19 protein-coding genes are annotated in these 19,289 nt (G+C 71.8%); 7 read left to right on the top strand and 12 right to left on the bottom strand.

Features of this window, described 5'->3' with window-relative positions:
* Positions 1-125: 125 nt before the first annotated feature.
* Entirely contained in the window at positions 126-692 is a 567-nt protein-coding gene (locus ACWGJY_RS19590) for a nucleoside deaminase (RefSeq protein ID WP_453262071.1), read from the bottom strand.
* Positions 693-832: 140 nt separating this feature from the next.
* On the opposite strand from ACWGJY_RS19590, the gene ACWGJY_RS19585 reads away from it, so the two are divergent.
* The 5 genes from ACWGJY_RS19585 (at position 833) to ACWGJY_RS19565 (ending at position 6,499) form a co-directional block, all read left to right on the top strand.
* Positions 833-1,774: an antibiotic biosynthesis monooxygenase gene (locus ACWGJY_RS19585; RefSeq protein ID WP_453262070.1), complete on the top strand. Its 942-nt coding sequence runs from the start codon at positions 833-835 to the stop codon at positions 1,772-1,774.
* A 10-nt stretch (positions 1,775-1,784) separates the two neighbouring features.
* Entirely contained in the window at positions 1,785-3,182 is a 1,398-nt protein-coding gene (locus tag ACWGJY_RS19580) for an FAD-binding oxidoreductase (RefSeq protein ID WP_453262069.1), read from the top strand.
* Positions 3,183-3,294: 112 nt separating this feature from the next.
* On the top strand, positions 3,295-4,842 hold the full coding sequence (locus tag ACWGJY_RS19575) for an ATP-dependent DNA ligase (protein ID WP_453262068.1): 1,548 nt from the start codon (positions 3,295-3,297) through the stop codon (positions 4,840-4,842).
* Between the two features lie 5 nt (positions 4,843-4,847).
* Positions 4,848-5,321 (top strand): NUDIX domain-containing protein, encoded by a 474-nt coding sequence (locus ACWGJY_RS19570; protein ID WP_453262067.1) that lies wholly within the window; start codon positions 4,848-4,850, stop codon positions 5,319-5,321.
* Between the two features lie 164 nt (positions 5,322-5,485).
* On the top strand, positions 5,486-6,499 hold the full coding sequence (locus tag ACWGJY_RS19565) for a winged helix-turn-helix domain-containing protein (protein ID WP_453262066.1): 1,014 nt from the start codon (positions 5,486-5,488) through the stop codon (positions 6,497-6,499).
* A gap of 24 nt (positions 6,500-6,523) precedes the next feature.
* On the opposite strand, the gene ACWGJY_RS19560 is transcribed toward ACWGJY_RS19565, so the two are convergent.
* The 5 genes from ACWGJY_RS19560 to ACWGJY_RS19540 all read right to left on the bottom strand — a co-directional run bounded on the left by ACWGJY_RS19560 (position 6,524) and on the right by ACWGJY_RS19540 (position 11,762).
* Positions 6,524-7,516 carry a zinc-dependent alcohol dehydrogenase family protein gene (locus tag ACWGJY_RS19560; protein WP_453262065.1) on the bottom strand — a complete coding sequence of 331 codons (993 nt, stop codon included), beginning with the start codon at positions 7,514-7,516 and terminating at the stop codon, positions 6,524-6,526.
* Positions 7,513-8,391, bottom strand: a complete 879-nt coding sequence (locus ACWGJY_RS19555; protein ID WP_453262064.1) for a carbohydrate ABC transporter permease — start codon at positions 8,389-8,391, stop codon at positions 7,513-7,515. The genes ACWGJY_RS19560 and ACWGJY_RS19555 overlap by 4 nt, the downstream gene beginning before the upstream one ends.
* On the bottom strand, positions 8,388-9,368 hold the full coding sequence (locus ACWGJY_RS19550) for a carbohydrate ABC transporter permease (protein WP_453262063.1): 981 nt from the start codon (positions 9,366-9,368) through the stop codon (positions 8,388-8,390). Before ACWGJY_RS19550 ends, ACWGJY_RS19555 begins: the two co-directional genes overlap by 4 nt.
* Positions 9,349-10,728 (bottom strand): ABC transporter substrate-binding protein, encoded by a 1,380-nt coding sequence (locus ACWGJY_RS19545; RefSeq protein WP_453262062.1) that lies wholly within the window; start codon positions 10,726-10,728, stop codon positions 9,349-9,351. Before ACWGJY_RS19545 ends, ACWGJY_RS19550 begins: the two co-directional genes overlap by 20 nt.
* A 272-nt stretch (positions 10,729-11,000) precedes the next feature.
* Positions 11,001-11,762 carry a DeoR/GlpR family DNA-binding transcription regulator gene (locus tag ACWGJY_RS19540; RefSeq protein ID WP_453262061.1) on the bottom strand — a complete coding sequence of 254 codons (762 nt, stop codon included), beginning with the start codon at positions 11,760-11,762 and terminating at the stop codon, positions 11,001-11,003.
* Positions 11,763-12,070: 308 nt separating this feature from the next.
* Between ACWGJY_RS19540 and ACWGJY_RS19535 the strand changes: the two genes are divergently transcribed.
* Positions 12,071-12,496 (top strand): STAS domain-containing protein, encoded by a 426-nt coding sequence (locus ACWGJY_RS19535; protein ID WP_453262060.1) that lies wholly within the window; start codon positions 12,071-12,073, stop codon positions 12,494-12,496.
* A 27-nt stretch (positions 12,497-12,523) separates the two neighbouring features.
* Here the strand turns inward: ACWGJY_RS19535 and ACWGJY_RS19530 are convergent, their stop codons facing one another.
* Positions 12,524-13,273, bottom strand: a complete 750-nt coding sequence (locus ACWGJY_RS19530; RefSeq protein ID WP_453262059.1) for a hypothetical protein — start codon at positions 13,271-13,273, stop codon at positions 12,524-12,526.
* Between the two features lie 2 nt (positions 13,274-13,275).
* Positions 13,276-13,821 carry an RNA polymerase sigma factor gene (locus ACWGJY_RS19525; RefSeq protein ID WP_453262058.1) on the bottom strand — a complete coding sequence of 182 codons (546 nt, stop codon included), beginning with the start codon at positions 13,819-13,821 and terminating at the stop codon, positions 13,276-13,278.
* A 500-nt stretch (positions 13,822-14,321) separates the two neighbouring features.
* Between ACWGJY_RS19525 and ACWGJY_RS19520 the strand changes: the two genes are divergently transcribed.
* Positions 14,322-15,140, top strand: coding sequence for an SAM-dependent methyltransferase (locus ACWGJY_RS19520; RefSeq protein WP_453262057.1), 819 nt, complete (start codon positions 14,322-14,324; stop codon positions 15,138-15,140).
* Positions 15,141-15,171: 31 nt separating this feature from the next.
* Here the strand turns inward: ACWGJY_RS19520 and dhaM are convergent, their stop codons facing one another.
* From dhaM to ACWGJY_RS19500, 4 genes are all read right to left on the bottom strand, one after another.
* Complete coding sequence (gene dhaM / locus ACWGJY_RS19515; RefSeq protein WP_453262056.1) at positions 15,172-15,612, bottom strand: dihydroxyacetone kinase phosphoryl donor subunit DhaM; 441 nt, start codon at positions 15,610-15,612, stop codon at positions 15,172-15,174.
* Positions 15,609-16,217, bottom strand: a complete 609-nt coding sequence (dhaL, locus tag ACWGJY_RS19510) for a dihydroxyacetone kinase subunit DhaL (RefSeq protein WP_453262055.1) — start codon at positions 16,215-16,217, stop codon at positions 15,609-15,611. The genes dhaM and dhaL overlap by 4 nt, the downstream gene beginning before the upstream one ends.
* A 99-nt stretch (positions 16,218-16,316) precedes the next feature.
* Positions 16,317-17,309 (bottom strand): dihydroxyacetone kinase subunit DhaK, encoded by a 993-nt coding sequence (gene dhaK, locus ACWGJY_RS19505; protein WP_453262054.1) that lies wholly within the window; start codon positions 17,307-17,309, stop codon positions 16,317-16,319.
* A gap of 364 nt (positions 17,310-17,673) precedes the next feature.
* On the bottom strand, positions 17,674-19,191 hold the full coding sequence (locus ACWGJY_RS19500; protein ID WP_453262053.1) for a glutamate synthase subunit beta: 1,518 nt from the start codon (positions 19,189-19,191) through the stop codon (positions 17,674-17,676).
* Positions 19,192-19,289 lie beyond the last annotated feature (98 nt).

The raw sequence follows: 19,289 nt of genomic DNA, 5'->3' as shown, positions 1-19,289 counted from the left end.
GCGGGGCCGCCCCCGGGGGGCGCCGCGGTCGGGCGGGGCGCCGGCGCCGACCCCGCCCCCCCGCGCCGCCCCCCCACGGAAGGGGAGCGGCTCCTTTGCAGAGGTGCCCGGCCGGTGATCCGCCGTCAGTACGCGTGCTTGTCCGGACGGTTCGTCCACGACGCGTACGCGGCGGCACCCAGCTCGGGGCAGATCTGCTCGATCTTGATCCGTCGCTTGTCGAGCGGCCTCTTGAAGTCCTCGTACTGGAACGTGTCGTCGAAGCCGATCTTCGCGGTGTCGTCCAGGTCGCAGCTGTAGTACACCGCATCCATCCGCGACCAGTAGATGGCGCTCATGCACATCGGGCAGGGGGCGCCGCTGATGTAGATCGAACAGCCCTGGAGCATCCGGGCCCGCTCCGGGAGCGGGTCGGGTGATCCGGGGGGACGGGGGACGTACTCCAGGGTGCTCTCGTTCTGATGCTCCACGGAGATCGACGGAGCCTCAGGGTTGAGGACCTGCACGGCTTTCCGGATCGTCTCCACCTCGGCATGGGCGGTGGGGTCACCGGTCAGCAGTACGCGGTTCTGCCCGCGGGCGATGATGTCCCCGTCGCGCGTGATCACCGCGCCGAACGGGCCGCCCCAGCCGTTCGCCACGGATTCCGTGGCGAGCCGTACAGCCTCTGCGAGGAGTTCTTTCTGTTCCATTACGGAGTCTCCGATCGGCATCGATTCCTCTGTGGAACGGTTCTGGCAAATGCCCCATTTGCCCTCTAAATCCGTTATGCACTAGGCTACTCCAGGTGAGTGCCCGTGCAAGCCGTGATTCCGCGGCTGACAATGCCACCGTGGTGACCTCGCAGAAGGTGCATGAAGGCCGCACCGACGAGTACCAGCGCTGGCAGGACAAGACGAATCAGGCCGCCCGTGAATTCGAGGGTTTCGTGGGTGCCGAGGTATATCCACCCGGCGCCGGCGAAGAAAACGAATGGGTGGCCGTATTCCGCTTTTCCGGAATGGACCGGCTGACCGCCTGGCTGGATTCCGGCCGGCGACAGGAGCTGCTCGACGAAGCCCACGGACTCTTCGACGGCCCGCCGACGCAGGAGGTGCTCCAGGGCGGCAGTCCTGCCCCACCGGCTTCTGAGGCGGTCACCGCCGTCATCTCCCATGTGGTGCGGCCGGGATACGAGCAGAGATTCCTGAACTGGCAGGAGAGAACGCTCAAGGCGCAGGAGAAGGCGCCGGGTTTCATGGGGTCCGAGCTGTTCAAACCGGTGGAAGGCGTGCAGGAGCACTGGGTCGTCGTCTTCCGGTTCGACTCCCGCGAACACCTCGACGACTGGCTCGGATCCGATGTACGCAGGAAACTGCTGGACGAGGGGGACACCTACTTCACCTCGTACGACGTGCGCAAGATCGGTTCGGCGTTCAGCGGTTGGTTCCGGTTCGACCAGGACAAGGGGGGCGGCGCTCCGCCCAACTGGAAACAGGCCATGTCCGTCGTCCTGGCGCTCTATCCGACGGTGATGGTGCTCAACCTGACCGTGGGATACGCGCTGGAGAAACTCACGGTCCGTGAGTACATCGGCCTGTTCTTCTCCAACGTCCTGAGCGTCAGCGCATTGACCTGGCTGCTGATGCCGGCGGTGAACAGGGCGCTCGCCTTCTGGCTGGTGCCCTCCCGGGCCGACAACCGTCGGGTGCAGGTGCTGGGAACCTCGGTGGTGGTGCTCTGCTACGTGGTCTCCGTCGTCGCCTTCGGCCTGATCACCCACCAGATCTGGTGAGGAGACCGGGATGCGCCCGAAGGGACCGGTACCGACGGGAGATATCGAGGGCAGGCTGATCCGGCGGGGGGACCCCGGCTACGAGGGCGCCCGCTCCGCCGCGGTGTGGAACGCGCGTCTGCCCTCGCGCCACCCCGAAGCCCTCCTGCGCGCCTCCTCGGAGACGGACGTGGTCCGGGCCGTCGCCTACGCCCGCGCCCGGGGACTGCAGGTCTCGGTGTCCTCCGGCGGCCACAACTGGTCCGGCTCGCCACTGCGCGACCGCGCACTGCTGCTCGATCTCTCCGCGCTGCGCGACTGCCGCATCACGCCGGCCACCGGCACCGCTCCGGCGACGGCCACGGTGCAGCCCGCCGTCACCGGCCAGGAACTGGTCGCCGTCCTGACCCCGCAGGATCTGGCCTTCCCCGTCGGCCACTGCCCGACCGTCGCCGTCGGCGGATTCCTGCTCAGCGGCGGCCTCGGCTGGAACTCCCGGGCCTGGGGCGCGTCCTGTGCCGGCGTCCAGGAGATCCGGGCCGTCACCGCCGACGGGCGCACGGTCACCTGCAGCGATACCCAGCACCCCGACCTCTTCTGGGCCGCGCGGGGCGCCGGGCCGGGATGCTGTGCGGTCGTCACCGGCTTCCGCCTCGCCCTGCACCCCCACCCCGCCTCCCTCATGGCGACCTCCCTCACCTTCCCGTTGGCCGAGGTCGCCCGGGTGACGGAGTGGGGTGAGCGGGTGGCGCGTGGACTCCCGCCGTACGTCGAGGTGGGCTTCGTCCTCGTACCGTCCGGCCCGCCGGCGGGCACCGCTCCGGCCGGGCCCCGGATCACCGTCGGCGCCACCGCGTTCGCCGCGACGCGGCGCGAAGCCCTGCAGGCCCTGGAGCCGTTCGCCGACTGCCCCTTCGGCGAACGTGCCGTCGCCCGGCAGCCGGCCGCGCCGACGTCCTTCGCCGCCCTGCACGAGGGCGCTGCCGCGGTCTGGCCGCCCGCGCACCGGTATGCGGCGGACACCCTCTGGTCGCCGGAGAGCCATGCCACCCAGCTGACCCGTATCGCCGACGCGGTGGCCCACGCCCCCTCCGGGAAATCCCTGGTGCTCTCGCCCGTGCAGCCGGTCTCCGAGCGCCCCGCTCTGCTGCGGAACATGGCCTTCTCCCCGCTCGGCGCGTCCTACCTCGTCTGCTACGCGGTCTGGGACGACCCGGCCGGGGACGAGGACAACGCGCGCTGGCTGCGCGAGGCCATGACCGCCGCCGACCCGCGGGGCGAGGGCTTCCGCTACGTCGCCGAAGCGGACCTGGAGGCCGGCGCCGCGCGGGCCCGGCGCTCGTACGCCCCCGCCACCTGGGACCGGCTGCAGGAGATCAAGGCGCAGTGGGACCCGGAGAACCTCTTCCACTCGTATCTCGCCCCCTGAAGCGGGGCCGGGCGGCCCGTCCGCGGACAGGCGCCGCCCCGCTGCCTCCCGCTGCCTCCCGCGGCTGCACGGCCGGGGAGCGGGGACGGCGCCGCGGGGGCACCATGGCCCTATGCTGCTGGCCGATCTCGCACAGCTGTCGCGGGAGGTCGCCGCGACGTCGGCGCGTTCGCGGAAGACCGCGCTGCTGGCCGGGCTGTTCCGGGCCGCCGCGCCGGAGGACGTGCCGGTGGTCATCCCGTATCTGGCCGGGCGGCTGCCGCAGGGGCGGATCGGGGTCGGCTGGAGCGTGCTGCGCGAGCCGGTTGCGGCGGCGGACCGCGCCACACTGACCGTACGGGACGTGGATACGGCGCTGACCGCACTGGCGCAGGTCGCCGGAGCCGGTGCGCAGGCCGAGCGGCGCCGGCTGGTCCGGGAGCTGCTGGCCGCGGCGACACAGGACGAACAGCGGTTCCTGGCCGGGCTGCTCACCGGCGAGGTACGCCAGGGCGCCCTGGACGCCCTCGCGGTCGAAGGGCTCGCCGCCGCGACCGGGGCGCCCGCGGCCGACGTACGCCGGGCCGTCATGGTGGCGGGATCGCTGCAGGACGTCGCACGGGCGCTGCTCGCCGAGGGCCGGCCGGCGCTCGCGGGGTTCCGGCTCACCGTCGGCCGCCCCGTCGGGCCGATGCTGGCGCACAGCGCCACATCGGTGGCCGAGGCGGTCGGCAAACTCGGCGCCTGTGCCGTGGAGGAGAAGCTCGACGGCATCCGCGTACAGGTGCACCGGGACGGGCCGGATGTACGGATCCACACCCGCACCCTGGACGAGGTCACCGACCGGCTCCCCGAGGTCACCGCCGTCGCCCGGGAGCTGCCGGCGGACCGGTTCATCCTCGACGGCGAGGTGATCGCCCTGGACGACGACGGCCGGCCGGTGCCGTTCCAGCGGGTCGCGGGGCGGTTCGGCTCGCGGGTGGACGTCGCCGCGGCGCGGGCCGCGCTGCCGCTGTCCCCGGTCTTCTTCGACGTGCTGTCGGTCGACGGCCGTGACCTGCTGGAACTGCCGGGCGCGCAGCGGTATGCGGAGCTGGCCCGGCTGGTGCCCGAGCATCTGCGGGTGCGCCGCCGGGTGGTCGGGGACCCGTCCGACGCCGCGGCCCGCGCGGCCGCGGAGGACTTCTGGTCCGAGACCCTGCGCCGCGGCCATGAGGGCGTCGTGGTCAAGGCGCTGGACGCCCCGTACAGCGCCGGCCGCCGGGGCGCCGCCTGGCTGAAGGTGAAGCCCGTGCACACCCTGGACCTGGTGGTGCTGGCGGCGGAGTGGGGACACGGCCGGCGCACCGGGAAGCTGTCCAACCTCCACCTCGGGGCGCGCGGGGCGGACGGCGGATTCGTCATGCTGGGCAAGACGTTCAAGGGACTCACCGACGCCACCCTCGACCGGCAGACCGAACGGCTGCAGGAACTCGCGCTGGCGGACGACGGCCATGTCGTGACGGTGCGTCCGGAACTCGTCGTCGAGATCGCCTACGACGGGCTGCAGACCTCCTCGCGCTACCCGGCGGGCGTGACCCTGCGCTTCGCGCGGGTGGTGCGCTACCGGGAGGACAAGACAGCGGCCGAGGCGGACACCGTGGAGACGCTGCTCGCCGCGCACGACGGCGGGGAAGGGTAGCCGTCATGGCGGGAAAGCGCAGCGCCGGACTGCTCCTGTACCGGGTCACCGCGGCCGGCACCGAGGTGCTGCTCGGGCACATGGGCGGGCCGTTGTGGGAACGGAAGGACGCGGGCGCGTGGTCGGTGCCCAAGGGTGAGTACGTACCGCCGGAGGAAGCGCAGGACGCGGCGCTGCGGGAGTTCGAGGAGGAGCTGGGGATGCCGCCTCCCGACGGGCCCCATGTCCTGCTGGGGGAGGCCCGCCAGCCGAGCGGCAAGGTGGTGACCGTATGGGCCGTCGAGAGCGATCTCGACCCGGAGCGGATCGTGCCCGGCACCTTCGGTATGGAATGGCCGCGCGGATCCGGGGTGACCCGCACCTTCCCGGAGATCGACCGGGTGGCCTGGTTCACCCCGCACGAGGCGTACGAGCGGCTGGTGCCGGGCCAGCGGGTGTTCCTGGAGCGGCTGGCGGACCGGCTCGCGGCCGGGGCCTGAGCGCTTCGCCCCGCACTCCCCGCCTTCACCACTCCCGCGCGCCGAAGGCCACCAACCGCCCTGGACAGCTCCGTTGACGCCGGGCAGTCTTGCGGCGGGGCCGTACGACAGGTCCCGGACGGGGGGCCCTGGCGACAGGGTCATGAGCATGCCGCGGGGGCCGCATGTTGCGTATTCACTTCGAAAACCGGGATGTCGCGCGCGTACAGATCGCCGCCGAGCCCGATCCCCTCTGGGAAACGGTGCTGGCCATGCACCATTTGATACCGCCGGGGCGCGGTGTGCCGGTGTACGGCGCCTGGCGGGCCCGTGCGCGCCGCGAACTGGACGAACGGGGACTGACCCGCGCCGCCCGGCTGATCGGCACCCTGGCCCCGGCCGGCGCCCGCTACTGCCCGGATTTCCTCACCCCCGACGCGGCCCGCGACGGGCTGGCCGCGGGGCTGGAGGCGCTGCGGGACACCCCCCGGGTGCGGCTGACCACGGAGACCGCCCGCGCGGGGCTGCCGGCCCGGCTCCCGCGCTGGACCGGTGCGCTGGCTGCGGGAAGCCGGCAGCCGCTCCACGAGCTGGCCGCCGCGTTCCAGGAGGTGCACCGTGCGGTGATCGCCCCCGACTGGACGGGCGCGGCCGCCACGGTCGACGGCGACCGGGGCGGCCGCACCCGCACGCTCTGCCACGGCGGCGTCGACGGCATGCTGCACACCTTCCGCCCCGCGATCCGCTGGGAGCCGCCGGTCCTGCACGTCGACTACCCCCAAGACCGCGATCTGCGCCTGGGCGGACGCGGACTGCGGCTGATCCCCTCCCATTTCTGCTGGCGCAGACCCATCGCCCTGGCCGACCCCGGCCTGCCGCCGGTCCTGGTCTACCCCGTCGAGCACGCCACCGACTGGGCGCCGGCCACCACCGGCAGCTGCCACCCGCAGGCGCTGTCCGCCCTGCTCGGCCGCACCAGAGCGCGTATCCTCGCGGCCCTCGACGCGCCGGCCACCACCGGTGAACTGGCCCGCCGCTTACGGGTCTCCGCGCCCTCGGCCAGCGAGCATGTGAGCGCCCTGCGCGAAGCCAACCTCGCCCGCAGCCGGCGCGACGGCTGCTCGGTCGTCCACGCCCTCACCCCGCTCGGCACGGCCCTGCTGCACGGCGAACTCACGCCCGTACGCCGGCCGCGGTGACGGCCCGGTGGCGGCCGGCCGGACTCACGGCCGTACCTGGATCTTCCTGCCCTCGCCCGCCCGGAAGCGGTCCAGCGCCTGGGCGTAGCCGTCCAGCGGGAGCCGGTCGCTGATGAAGACCTCCGGGTCCAGGACGCCGGCCGCGAAGAGCTCCGCGGCGCGTTCATAGCTGTGCAGCACGGCCATCGAGCCGGTGATGGTGATCTCCTGGTTGTAGATGCGGTACGGCTCGATGGTGGCGCGCGCGGCGTAGTCGGCGACACCGAACTGGAGGTAGGTGCCGCCCTTGCCGACCCGCCCCAGGGCGTCCTGGATGGCCTGGGCGTTGCCGGTGGCGTCGATGACCACGTCCCAGCCGCGCGGGCGGTCCAGCTCGTCGGCGGAGCCGGCCGCGTTGCTGCAGCCCAGGGTGCGGGCGGTGGCCAGCCGCGCGGGGTTGATGTCGACGACATCGACCCCGGCCGCGCCGGTGCGCTTGGCGAGTTCGAGCATCATCAGGCCCATCGTGCCCGAGCCGTAGATGAGGACCTGGGTGCCCAACTGCGCCGACCGCAGGATGTCGTAGCCGCGTACGGCGCAGGAGAGCGGCTCGATGAGGGCCGCGTCCTCGGTACGGATGTGATCGGGCAGCTTGACGCAGTTCGCCACGGGGGCGACGGCGAACTCGGCGGCGCCGCCCGCCGTGGTCACCCCGATGGCGGCCCAGCGCTCGCAGAGGTTGTTGCGGCCGATGCGGCAGTAGTGGCACTCGTGGCAGTAGAGCGAGGGATCGACGGCCACCCGGTCGCCCTCGGCGAGTTCGGTGACCGCGCTGCCGGTCGCCACGACCGTACCGGCGAACTCATGGCCCGGCACGACGGGCAGCGTGGGGGCGAACTCGCCCTGGAGGATGTGCAGATCGGTACCGCACAGCCCGCAGGCGGCGACGGAGACCACGACCTCGCGGGGACCGGGCGTCGGGTCCTCGACGGTGGTGACCTCGACCTTGCCGGGGGCACTGATCACTGCGGCTTTCATTTCACGGCTCCAAGCGACAGGCCCTGGACCAGTTTGTCCTGGGCGGCGAACCCGGCGATGAGCACCGGGAGGGAGATGACGGTGGCGGCGGCGCACACCTTCGCCAGGAACAGGCCCTGGCTGGTGACGAGCCCGGTCAGGAACACCGGTGAGGTGCCGGCCACGACTCCGGTCAGCACCCGGGCGAACAGCAGCTCGTTCCAGCTGAAGATGAACGAGATCAGGGCCGTTGCCGCGATGCCCGGCATGGCGACCGGTGCGACGATCCGGGTCAGGGTGGTGCCGAGCCCCGCGCCGTCGATCGAGGCGGCCTCCAGCATCTCGACCGGTACCTCGGCGAGGAACGAGCGCATCATCCACACCGCGATCGGCAGATTCATCGAGGTGTAGAGGATGACCAGCAGCCAGATGCTGTCGAGCATCCCGGTGTTCTGCGCGACGAGATAGACCGGCAGCAGCCCGGCCACCAGCGGCAGCATCTTCGTGGAGAGGAAGAAGAAGAGAACATCGCTCCATTTGCGTACCGGCTTGATGGCCAGGGCGTAGGCGGCCGGCACCGCCAGCAGCAGCACCAGCAGGGTGGAGACGACGGAGGCGGTCAGCGAGTTGAGCAGCGGGGGCCAGGGGCTGACACCGCCGCCCGCCGCCCCGAAGAACTCGCGGTAGCCGTGCAGGCTCAGCCCGGCGCCGACGCTCGGCGGGTTGGTCGCCGCGTCCGTCTCACTGTGGAAGGACGTCAGCACCATCCAGGCGACGGGCAGGAAGAAGGCGATCCCGCACAGCCAGGCCGCCAGGCCCAGCAGACTGCCGGTGCGCCGCCGGCGGCGGGCGGCGGGGGACCCCGCGCGGCGCGGGATCGTGGTCGTATCGGTCATGCCGTCACCTCCTCGCGCAGCAGGGACGACACGGTACGCAGCGCGAAGGTCGCCACCAGCAGCGAACACAGCACCACGACCACGCCCTGCGCGGATGCCCGTCCGTAGTCATGGGACTGGTAGACGGTCTGGTAGATCGTGTACGGAAGGTTGGCCGTGCCGAGGCCGCCGGACGTGATGGTGAACACCGCGTCGAAGTTCTGCACGACGTACACCGTGCCCAGCAGCGCGGCCAGTTCGAGGTAGCGGCGCAGATGCGGCAGGGTGAGATAGCGGAAGATGTCGAAAGCGGAGGCGCCGTCCATCCGGGCCGCCTCGACGGCGTCCGACGCCCGGCTCTGCAGCCCGGCCAGCAGGATCAGCATCATGAACGGTGTCCACTGCCAGATCAGCGACATCTCCACCGCGGCCAGCGGCGAGTCGGTCATCCAGTCCGGCTGTGGCGGGTTGTCGCTGCCGAACAGCCGCCATATCCAGGTCAGCGAGCCGTTGATCAGCCCGTACGAGGCGTTGTAGAGCGCATGCTTCCACAGCAGCGCGGAGGCGACCGGCACGATCAGGAACGGCGTGATGAGCAGGGTGCGGACGATGCCGCGGCCCCGGAAGCCACGGTCCAGCAGCAGCGCCAGACCGAGCCCGAGCAGCAGACTCACCAGCACCACGGTCACCGTCAGCAGCACCGTCGTGCCCACCGAGGCCCGCATCGCCGGGTCGGTGAAGACGGCGCGGTAGTTGTCGAAGGCGGCGAAGCCGCGGTTGTCGGGGGCCAGCGCGTTCCAGCGGGTGAAGGAGATCACCACCGTGGCCAGGAACGGGAGCTGGGTGACGACGACGAGGAAGACCAGTGCGGGGAGCAGGGGCGCGCGGCGGGCCCAGTCCTTCGCCCGCCCGGTGCGGCGGGCGCGGGCGGCCGGGCTGCCGGTGCGGGGCAGGGCGGTTGCGGCGGCGGGGGCCGGTTCAGTGGTGCGTGTAGCCATCGGACACCTCCTGTGCCAGTCGCCCGCTCTTCTTGAGAGCCTCGGGCACGCTCTGCTTTCCGGCGATGGCCGAGCTGATCTCGTTCGAGACCTTGGTGCCCAGGTCGGCGAACTCGGGGATGCCGACGAACTGGATGCCGGGGGCCGGGCGTTGCTGTAGGCCGGGGTTGCCGGGCCGGGCCGAGCTGATCGCCCGCTCGGTCGGGCCGGCGAAGGCCGCGGCCTCCTTGGCGTACTCCGGATCGCGGTAGAGGGAGGCCCGCTTGCCGCCGGGCACCCTCGACCAGCCCAGCTCGCGGCCCACCAGCCGTTCGTAGCCCTTGCCGGAGGCCCAGCGGATGAACCGCCAGGCCGCGTCCTGGTGCGTACTGGCCTTCTGCACGCCCCACGCCCAGGTGAACAGCCAGCCCGCGTCACGGGTCCGCTCCACCGGGGCCGGCGCATAGCCGACCTTGCCCGCGACCTTGGAATCGGCGCTCTCCAGTGAACCGGCGCCGGCCGTCGCGTCGTACCACATGGCGACCTTGCCCTGCTGCATGTCGTTGAGGCACTCGGTGTAGCCGGCCTGCGGGGCGCCCGCCTGGCCGTGCCGGCGCACCAGATCGACGTAGAACCGGGTGGCCTCGGTGAAGGCGGGGCTGTCGACCTGCTGCCGCCAGTCCTTGGTGAACCAGGTGCCGCCGAAGGTGTTGACGACGGTGGTCAGCGGGGCGGCCAGCTGGCCCCAGCCGGGCTGGCCGCGCAGACAGATGCCCTTCAGGCCCTTGCGGTAGCCGTCCAGCTTGGCGGCGAGTGCGGCGACCTGGTGCCAGGTGGGCCGTGCGGGCATGGTCAGCCCGGCGGCATCGAGGAGGTCCTTGCGGTACATCAGGAAGGATGACTCGCCGTAGAAGGGCTCCGCGTAGACCTTGCCGTCGGCGGCGGTGAGGGAGGAGCGGACCGGCTTGAGGATGTCGCCCTGGTCGAACGTGCGGTCCTTGGCGGCCCGTTCACCGAGCGGCGAGAGCCAGCCGTTGCGGGCGTAGATGGGTGTTTCGTAGTTGCTGACGCTGGCCACGTCGTACTGCCCGGCCTGGCTGGAGAAGTCCTGGCTCATTTTGTCGCGCAGATCGTCCTCCGGCAGCACGGTGAAATGGACCTTGATGCCGGTCTCCTTGGTGAAGTGCTCGGCGGTGAGCCGCTGCAGATCCACCATCTGCGGGTTGTTGACCATCAACACGTTGAGGGTGTTGCGGCTGTCGTTGCCCGCGTCGCCGGCACCGCGGTAGCAGCCGGCGGTGGACAGTGCCAGGGCCACGGCGAGGGCGGTCAGCCCTAGGGAGCGGCCGCCGCGGCCTGCTCCGGGGGATCGTGCTTTCACGGCTCGTGCCTTTCTGGGGGACAGAGGATGTCGGCGAGTGCAAGCGGCTTTTCGGGGTGTTCGGGTGTTCGGGTGTTCGGGGGTTCGGGGCGTTCGGGGTGTCAGGGGCGTACGGTGCCGCCTTGCGGGTATGCCGGGAGCCGTCCGGCGGCCGGCGGTGCGGCCTTCGGCGGTGTGCGGTGGGGGAGGTGGTGCCGGGGTACGGGGCGGGTGGGGGATGTGGTGCGCCGGGGGCGCGGGGCCGGCCGTCCGGGCGGGCGGCCCCGCCCCGGTCAGACCCGGAGCACCTGCGGCCCCAGGAGCGAATAGCGATGTGCCTCCGGCGCGGACAGCGCGGCATCGGTGACGATCGTGTCGAAGTCACCCACCGCGGCGAACCGGCAGAAGCTGCTGGCGCCGAACTTGCTGTGCACCCCGACCAGCACCCGCCGCCGCGAGGAGCGCACGGCCTGCTCCTTCACTTCGGCGACCGCCGGATCCGGGGTGGTCAGCCCGTGCTCCCGGGAGATTCCGTTCGCCCCCAGGAACGCCAGGTCGATCACGAACCGGGCGAGCATGTCCCGGGCCCAGGACCCGACCGTCGCCTGGGTCCCGGAGCGGACCCGCCCGCCGGCCAGCAGCACGGTGGCCGACTCGGACGCCGCGACCAGCGAGGCGGTACGCAGCGATGCCGTGATCACGGTCAGCGGGCGGTCGGCGGGCAGCAGCGTGGCGACCAGCTCGGGGGTGTAGCCCTCGTCGACGAAGACCGTCTCGGCCTCGCCCACCAGCGTCGCGGCGGCCGCCGCGATCCGGCGTTTCTCCGCCACCTGCTGGTTCTCCCGCCGGGCGAGCGTGGTCTCGAATCCGGCGCTTTCGACCGGATACGCCGCGCCGTGCGTACGCCGGACCAGGCCCCGGCGCTCCAGCTCGCTCAGATCGCGCCGTACGGTCTCGCGGGCGACGCCGAACTCCGACGCGGCATCGGCGACCTCCACCCGGCCGGTCTGCCGGGCGAGCGAGAGGATGCGGTGCTGGCGTTCCTCGGCCCTCATTGGCTCACTCCTGCCCGAATTCTGACTGTTTCCGTTTTCCGTTCGGTCACGGAGCTGCCCGTTTCCGCCCGCATCAGGTTTATAGCAACCGGGACGGCACGGTAGGCCGCCCGTGGCGGGGGAAAACTTGACCGTTTCTGTCCGCTTCGGGCCGCTGTCACCTTGATCGCCTGCACGAACGGGTGCCCGTAAAGCCCCGGCAGCGGGCCCGTACGGGGCCACGGGCCGGGGCGGCGGCCGGGGCGGTCCGTTGTGTGCCGGCCGCCTCAGCGGTGGTGCACCGGACGGCGGCGCTTAGTCTGGACGGCATGAGTTCGGAGATGCGGTCGTTGGCGGTCACTGCGATCGTGCAGGCGGAGGAGTGCGCGGTCCTGCGCGTCAGCGGGGATCTGGACCTCCGCACCGAGCAGGCATTTCTCGCCGAGGCGCGGTCGGTGGTGTCGGCCGGCCACCGCTTCCTGGTGCTCGATCTGACCGCACTGCGCTTTTGCGACTCACGGGGGCTGAGCTGTCTGCTCGCCCTGGAATGGCTGTGCCGGCGTCTGGAGGGCAGGCTGCTGCTGGCCTCGCTCGGCGTACGGATGCTGCGGCTGCTGGTCGGCACGCAGTCCCTCAGTGTCTTCTCCTGCTTCCCGACGGTCGGCCATGCGCTGGCCACGGTTCCGGACGCCAGCCGTCCGGAGTGGCCGCCGGTCGCGGAGGAACCGTCCGGGGGACCGCCGGCCCCGGTGTGACGGTGCGTGTGACGGGCCGGGGTGTTGCTACTCCGCCTGGCCCAGGTCGCGGACGAGAGTGGGGGAGGGGCGCGGGATCTCACCGAAATCCTCGTCGTCGCTGTCCACGACGAGCCGGTTGATCACATTCTCCAGAGTGCTCGGCAGGGTCGGCGCGAGCCCGCTGTGCCACTGGACGAGGAGATTGTGGCGGGCCGCGTCCGGCAGCAGCTGCTTCTCGTCGAACGCGGCCGTGGACCGGCGCTCCTCGTCGGGCGCATGCGCGGCCTGCTCGCGCCAGTAGGCGGCGTCGCGGTACTCGCCGTTGCGGCGGTGGGAGAGATACAGGCAGTAGGCGGCGGTCCGGCTGCCGGCGCCGGCGCCGAAGTGCCACCAGAAGTGCGCCGCGTCATGGCGTCCGGTGATGTGCAGCAGACAGGCGAAGACCAGCGCGCCTTCGGGATCGATGTGATGGTCGTTGACCAGCCGCTCCAGGCTCGCCGCTGCCGCCGCCGCATTGACGACCAGCGCACAGGCCAGCTGGAGCTCATGGGTGGCCTCGTCACGGGCGCTGGGGTAAGGGCTGGGTGCGCCATGGCCGGGGCGGGCCGGCCGCGCCGCCGTCGGCGGAGCGTCCGCGGCCGTGTCCGCCCGGACCGGGGCGCCGAGGCCCCCGAGCACCCCCGCGTCGTCGAGATCGCGGAATCCGGCCAGACCATCGATACCGGACACCGCGGCGGCGGCGCTGAGCAGCGTCTCGACGGTCTCCCGGCGGCCGGCGGGGCAGAAGTGCGACATGGTCAGTTCCCCCTGGAATTTCCCTGGTCGATACCGAGCGCCGCGGCGAGCTTGCGCTTGCCGCGGCTCGCGTACGAGCGGACGGTGACTTCGTCGACGCCGAGCAAGGAGCCGATCTGTGCGTCGCTGTACCCGATGACATGGCGCAGCACGATCACGTCGCACTGCCGCTCCGGCAGCCGGGCGATGGCCGCATACAGCCCCAACTGGCCCTCCAACATGGCGAATTGCTGCTGGCACTCGCGCAGCAGGGCATGGGTGACGACCGCGAAGGCGGCGGTCTCGGTGAGCGCGGTGGGCTGCTGGTGGTCGTACAGCCACTCCACGACGCGTTCCTTGAGCACCGACCAGGCGTACGCCTCCACCGACGCCTGCCGCAGCGCATGCGGCCACAGCCGGCCGAGCTGGCCGTATGCCGCCCGGGTCACCTCACGGGCCGCCGCCTCGCTGCCGGTGTGCAGATAGGCGTACGTCAGCCACTTGCGTGCATGCGTCGCCAGGAACGCCTCGAAGGTGATCGACAGCTGGCAGTCGGGCGGGTCCGTCATGACGGGGTCGGGCGGGTCCGTCGTGACGGCCGGGAGCGAACGGGGGAGTGGGGCTAACTCCGCGGTATGGACATGCGCCGGAGCGCACGCCGGTAGCAGTCGGTCCCGGTCTGCGCTCACGAGCCGTCCTCGTTCCGTTCGCCGTGCACCGAGCCGGGCGCCGAAGCGCCGCCGGCAGCGGGAGGGCGGTTGCCCTCACCCTCCAATGAACCGGAAAGTGGGCCCATTTGTGGCATCGGGCGGGCAAAAATCTGTCGCTGCGTATTCATATGACTACGCGTGACCATGGCAGGTGCCGACCGGCGGCCGCGGTGAGCCCGGCCGCCCGCGACCGCGCCGGGTGCGCTCCGGCATGATCCGCGGCGTACGGGGCAGTGCACCAACAGCCGGGCGCACGGCGGCGGTTGATGCGCAGACCGGGGTGCACGGCGTGCGAGAGGGCGTTACCGTACGCCGGGGTGGCGCCGGGCCGGCGCGCCGTACCGGGGAGGCAGCAGACGATGAGCGAGCACGGATCCGTGGTGGACCTCCGGCTGGACCGGGCCCACTCGTCCCGGATCTACGACTATTTCCTGGGCGGCAAGACCAATTTCCTGGCCGACCGGATGGCCGCCGGAGACGTGCTGGGTGTCTTCCCCGCCGCGCTGGTCGCCGCCCGCATCAACCGCGAGTTCATGCACCGCGCCACCCGCGTCCTGGCCGAATCCGGCATGCGGCAGTTCCTCGACATCGGCACGGGCATCCCCACCCCGCCCAACCTCCACGACATCGCCCAGGGCATCGCCGCCGACGCCCGGGTCGTCTACACCGACAACGACCCGATCGTCCTCGCGCACGCCGCGGCCCTTCTGCTCAGCACCCCCGAGGGGCGCACCGCATACGTCCAGGCCGATGTCACCGAACCGGCCGGCATTCTCGATGCGCCACAGCTCCATGACACCCTCGACCTGAACCGTCCGGTCGCGCTCAGCCTGAACGCGCTGATGCACTTCGTCCCCGACGACGGCCAAGGCCGCGCCCACACCATCGTCGAGACCCTCAAGGCCGCACTCCCCAGCGGCAGCACCCTCGCCATGAGTCATGCGACACCGGACTTCAGCGCCGAGGCGATGAACAAGATCATCAAGATCTACGGTGAGGCGGGCACCCGGCTCCAGTTCCGCTCCCACGCCGAATTCCTGCGCTTCTTCGACGGCTGGGAGCTGCTGGAGCCGGGCGTCACCCTCTCCCACCAGTGGCGCCCCGACCGCCCCGAGGACGCCACCCATGTCACCGACGCGGAGGCCGCCTGTTACGCGGGCGTCGCCCGCAAACCCTGAGCGGGGCAGACGGCCTCCCGCCCGCCGTCCCTCACTCCTTGCGGTAGCCGTACGCCTCCCCGGCCGCCGCCGCGACCGCGTCCAGATCCGCCCCGGCCGACGCGGTGACCACGGCGGCCACCGCACCCTCCAGGAAGGGGGCGTCCACCAGCCGTGCACCCTCGGGGAGTTCATCGCCCTCGGCGATCAGGGCCTTGACGGTGAGTACGGCGCTGCCCAGATCGACCAGGATCGCCACGCCCGCCCCGCGGTCCACCTTCCGCACCGCCTGGGTGATCAGCTCCGCACTGGTCCCCAGCCCGCCGTCCGGGGTTCCGCCCGCGGCGGCCACCGGCACCGTGCCGGCGCCCCCGGCAAGCCCGGCCGCCAGCGTCGCCACGGACTCCGCGACCGGTCCGCTGTGTGACACCAGCACCACTCCGACCGGCGAACCCGTGCCGCCGGCCGTACCGTCTGCTGCCGCCGCGCTCACTTCGCCACCTCCGCGAGCGCCGCGAACAGCAGTGCCGACGAGGTCGCCCCCGGATCCTGATGCCCGATGCTGCGTTCCCCGAGATAGCTCGCCCGGCCCTTCCTGGCCTGCATCGGTACGGTGGCCAGCGCGCCCTGCTCGGCCGCCTCGGCGGCCGCGTCGAAGGAGGTCGCCAGCGCCGCGACCGCCGGTACCAGCGCATCGAGCATCGTTTTGTCGCCCGGCGCCGATCCGCCGAGCTGCCCCACCGCATCCACCCCGGCGGCCAGCCCCGACCGCAACTCCTGCGCCGACACCTGCGGCGCCTCGCCCAGCGCCTTCCCGGCGCGCCGCAGCAGCGTCCCGTACAGGGGCCCGGACGCCCCGCCCACACTCGAGATCAACTGCCGTCCGGCGGCGGTCAGCACCGCGCCGGGCGTCGCCGGCGGCTCCGTCTCCACCATCGTGACCACGGCCGCAAAGCCGCGCTCCATATTCTTTCCGTGGTCGGCGTCACCGATGGGTGAGTCCAGCTCGGTGAGCCGGTCGGACTCCCGGCCAATGGCGGCGGCGGCCGCCGTCATCCAGCGTACGAAGAATGCGGCATCCAGCACCGTTTCGGACACGGACTACTCTCCTTGGTTGTTCGGGCACTGAGCAAGCATGCGGAGACGGGTGCGGCCACGGACCGCTGATACGGACCCGGACCGGATACGGAGACGGTGTCACCGCCCCCAGCGAAGTCCGGGCGTCTGCACCGGTGCGTCCCACAGCCGCAGCAGCTCCCCGTCCACCTGGCACAGCGTCACCGAGCAGCCCGCCATGTCCAGCGACGTCACATAGTTCCCGACGAGCGTACGGGCCACCGCCACGCCCCGCTCGTCGAGCACCCGGCGGACCTCCGCATGGAATCCGTACAGCTCCAGCAGCGGGGTCGCCCCCATGCCGTTCACCAGCACCAGCACCGGAAGCCTCGGATCGAGATCCGCCAGGATCGCGTCCATCGTGAAGTCCGCGATCTCGCGCGAGGTCATCATGGCGCGGCGCTCCCGCCCCGGCTCGCCGTGAATGCCGACCCCCAACTCCAGCTCCCCGGCCGGGAGATCGAACGTCGGGCTGCCCTTCGCCGGGGTCGTACAGGCGCCCAGCGCCACGCCGAAGCTGCGTGACGAGGCCACGACCTGCCGGGCCAGCGCCGCCACCCGCTCCAGTGGCATGCCCTCCTCGGCCGCGGCGCCGGCGATCTTCTCCACGAAGAGCGTCGCCCCGGTGCCGCGCCGCCCCGCGGTGAACGTCGAGTCGGTCACCGCGACATCGTCATCGATGAGCACGCTGGCCACCTGCACCCCTTCGTCCTCCGCCAGCTCCGCCGCCATCTGGAAGTTGAGTACATCCCCGGTGTAGTTCTTGACGAGGAACAACACACCGTTGCCGCTGTCCACGGCCGCGGCGGCGCGCACCATCTGATCGGGTACCGGAGAGGTGAAGACCTCGCCCGGACAGGCGGCATCCAGCATCCCGGGCCCGACGAACCCCCCGTGCAGCGGCTCATGCCCACTGCCGCCCCCGGAGACCAGCGCCACCTTTCCCTCCACCGGCGCGTCCCGCCGCACGATCACCCGGTTCTCGGCATCCACCACCAGATCGGGGTGCGCCGCGGCCATCCCGCGCAGTGCATCGGCGACAACGGTTTCGGCGACGTTGATCAGCATCTTCATGGGTACCTCCTGGTGAGATGAGCAGTCGCACCTATGGCCATGATTTTCCCAGGTCAGGGTTGAGATGGCGAGCTATCGATCTTGACTTTCCCCGGCTGTCCGAAGCGGGTCCGGCGGGGCTGGGGCCGACTTGTCCGAGGTGTACCGATGGGTCCGGGGGCGAGTGTGCGGGGCGGACGCGGAGCCGCTCAGTGGGCAGTATCTGTGCTCCGGTCCTCCAGGTCACGTGGTGCGGACGAGGAGAGTGTCCAAGGCCGGGCGGAATCGTTTCGGCCCGGCCTTCGTCTGCTCGCCGGCGCCCGCTCTGGCACACCCGCGCCCCGTGGCCTCCGTTGGGCGGCAGCCGTGGCACGGCCCGCGCGTGTCATGCCACCAGCGGGCGGTCCCTGGGGCCGATCGGGGCGGGGAGTGCGGTGGCACCGGTCAGATAGCGGTCCGTGGCTGCCGCGGCGGCCCGTCCCTCCGCGATGGCCCACACCACGAGGGACTGGCCGCGTCCCGCGTCGCCCGCGATGAAGATCCCGTCCCGCCCGGTGCGCACCGCCCGCTCGCCCCGGGCGGCCGGCGGCGTCACCTCGGCCGCGAAGCCGGTGTCCCGGGCGAAGTTTCCCCGGTCGTCCAGGGTGAGCCCGAGCTGTTGCCTCAGCGGGCTGCCCCGTTCGGGGCCGGAGAAGCCGAGGGCGAGCAGCACCAGCTCCGCCGGGATCAGCCGCTCGGTGCCCGGCCGCGGGCTGCGGACGGTGGGCTCCACTTCCGTCAGGTGCAGCGCGCGCACCTGGCCGGTCGTACTGCCTTCGAAGTGCAGGGTCGCAGAGGAGAAAAGCCTGGGATCCATTCCCTCCCGCCCCCGGGCCTCTTCATGGGCATGGGAGATCCGGTAGACCTTCGGATAGACGGGCCAGGGCTCGGCGTCCGGCCGGCCGTCGCCCGGCTCCGGGTTGATGTCCAGCTGCACCACGGAGGCCGCACCCTGGCGCAAGGCGGTGCCCAGACAGTCCGAGCCGGTGTCCCCGCCGCCGACGATCACCACATGCTTGCCCTCGGCGGTCACGGGGGGCGAGGCGTAGTCGCCCTCCACGACCCGGTTGGCGAGGGGCAGATAGTCCATGGCCTGATGGATGCCGTGCAGCTCACGGCCGGGGACCGGAAGTTCCCGCTGCTCGGTGGCCCCGACGGCGACGACCACCGCGTCGTAACGCCTTCTCAGTTCGCCCGCGTCGAGATCGCCGCCGATGTCCACCCCCGTGCGGAACTTGGTGCCCTCCGCGCGCATCTGCGCGAGGCGGCGGTCCAGATGCCGCTTGTCCATCTTGAACGCGGGGATGCCATAGCGCAGCAGCCCGCCGATACGGTCGGCGCGTTCGTAGACGGCGACGGTATGGCCGGTACGGGTGAGCTGCTGTGCTGCCGCCAGCCCCGCGGGCCCGGAGCCGATGACGGCGACGGTCTTCCCGCTGAGCCGCTGGGGCGGATGCGGTGCCGCATAGCCGCGCTCCCAGATCTGGTCGGCGATGGCCTGCTCGACGTTCTTGATCGTCACCGGATCGGCATTGAGGGCGAGCACACAGGCGGCCTCACACGGCGCCGGGCACAGCCGCCCGGTGAACTCGGGGAAGTTGTTCGTCGCATGCAGCCGCTCGGCCGCGGCCCGCCAGTCGCCCCGCGCCGCGTACGCGTTCCACTCGGGGATGAGGTTTCCCAGCGGGCAGCCGTTGTGGCAGAACGGTATGCCGCAGTCCATGCAGCGGTCCGCCTGCTCGGACACGAGCGGAAGCAGGGCCTGCCCCTCGTAGACCTCGTTCCAGTCGCTCAGCCGTTCCTCCACGGGCCGCGCCGGGACGGGCCGGCGGGGGAACTTCAGGAAGCCGTGAGGATCGGTCATACGCCGCCTCCATCGCTCACTCGCGGCGCACCATGGCGGTCCTGGTCAGCCTACGCCTGCTGTGGTGCGCTTTCATCGGCCGGCGGGCGCACGACGGG

Source organism: Streptomyces sp. NPDC054765, from assembly GCF_053612065.1.
The sequence above is the reverse complement of the archived record's forward strand: the minus strand, read 5'-3'. Positions and strand labels throughout refer to the sequence as shown.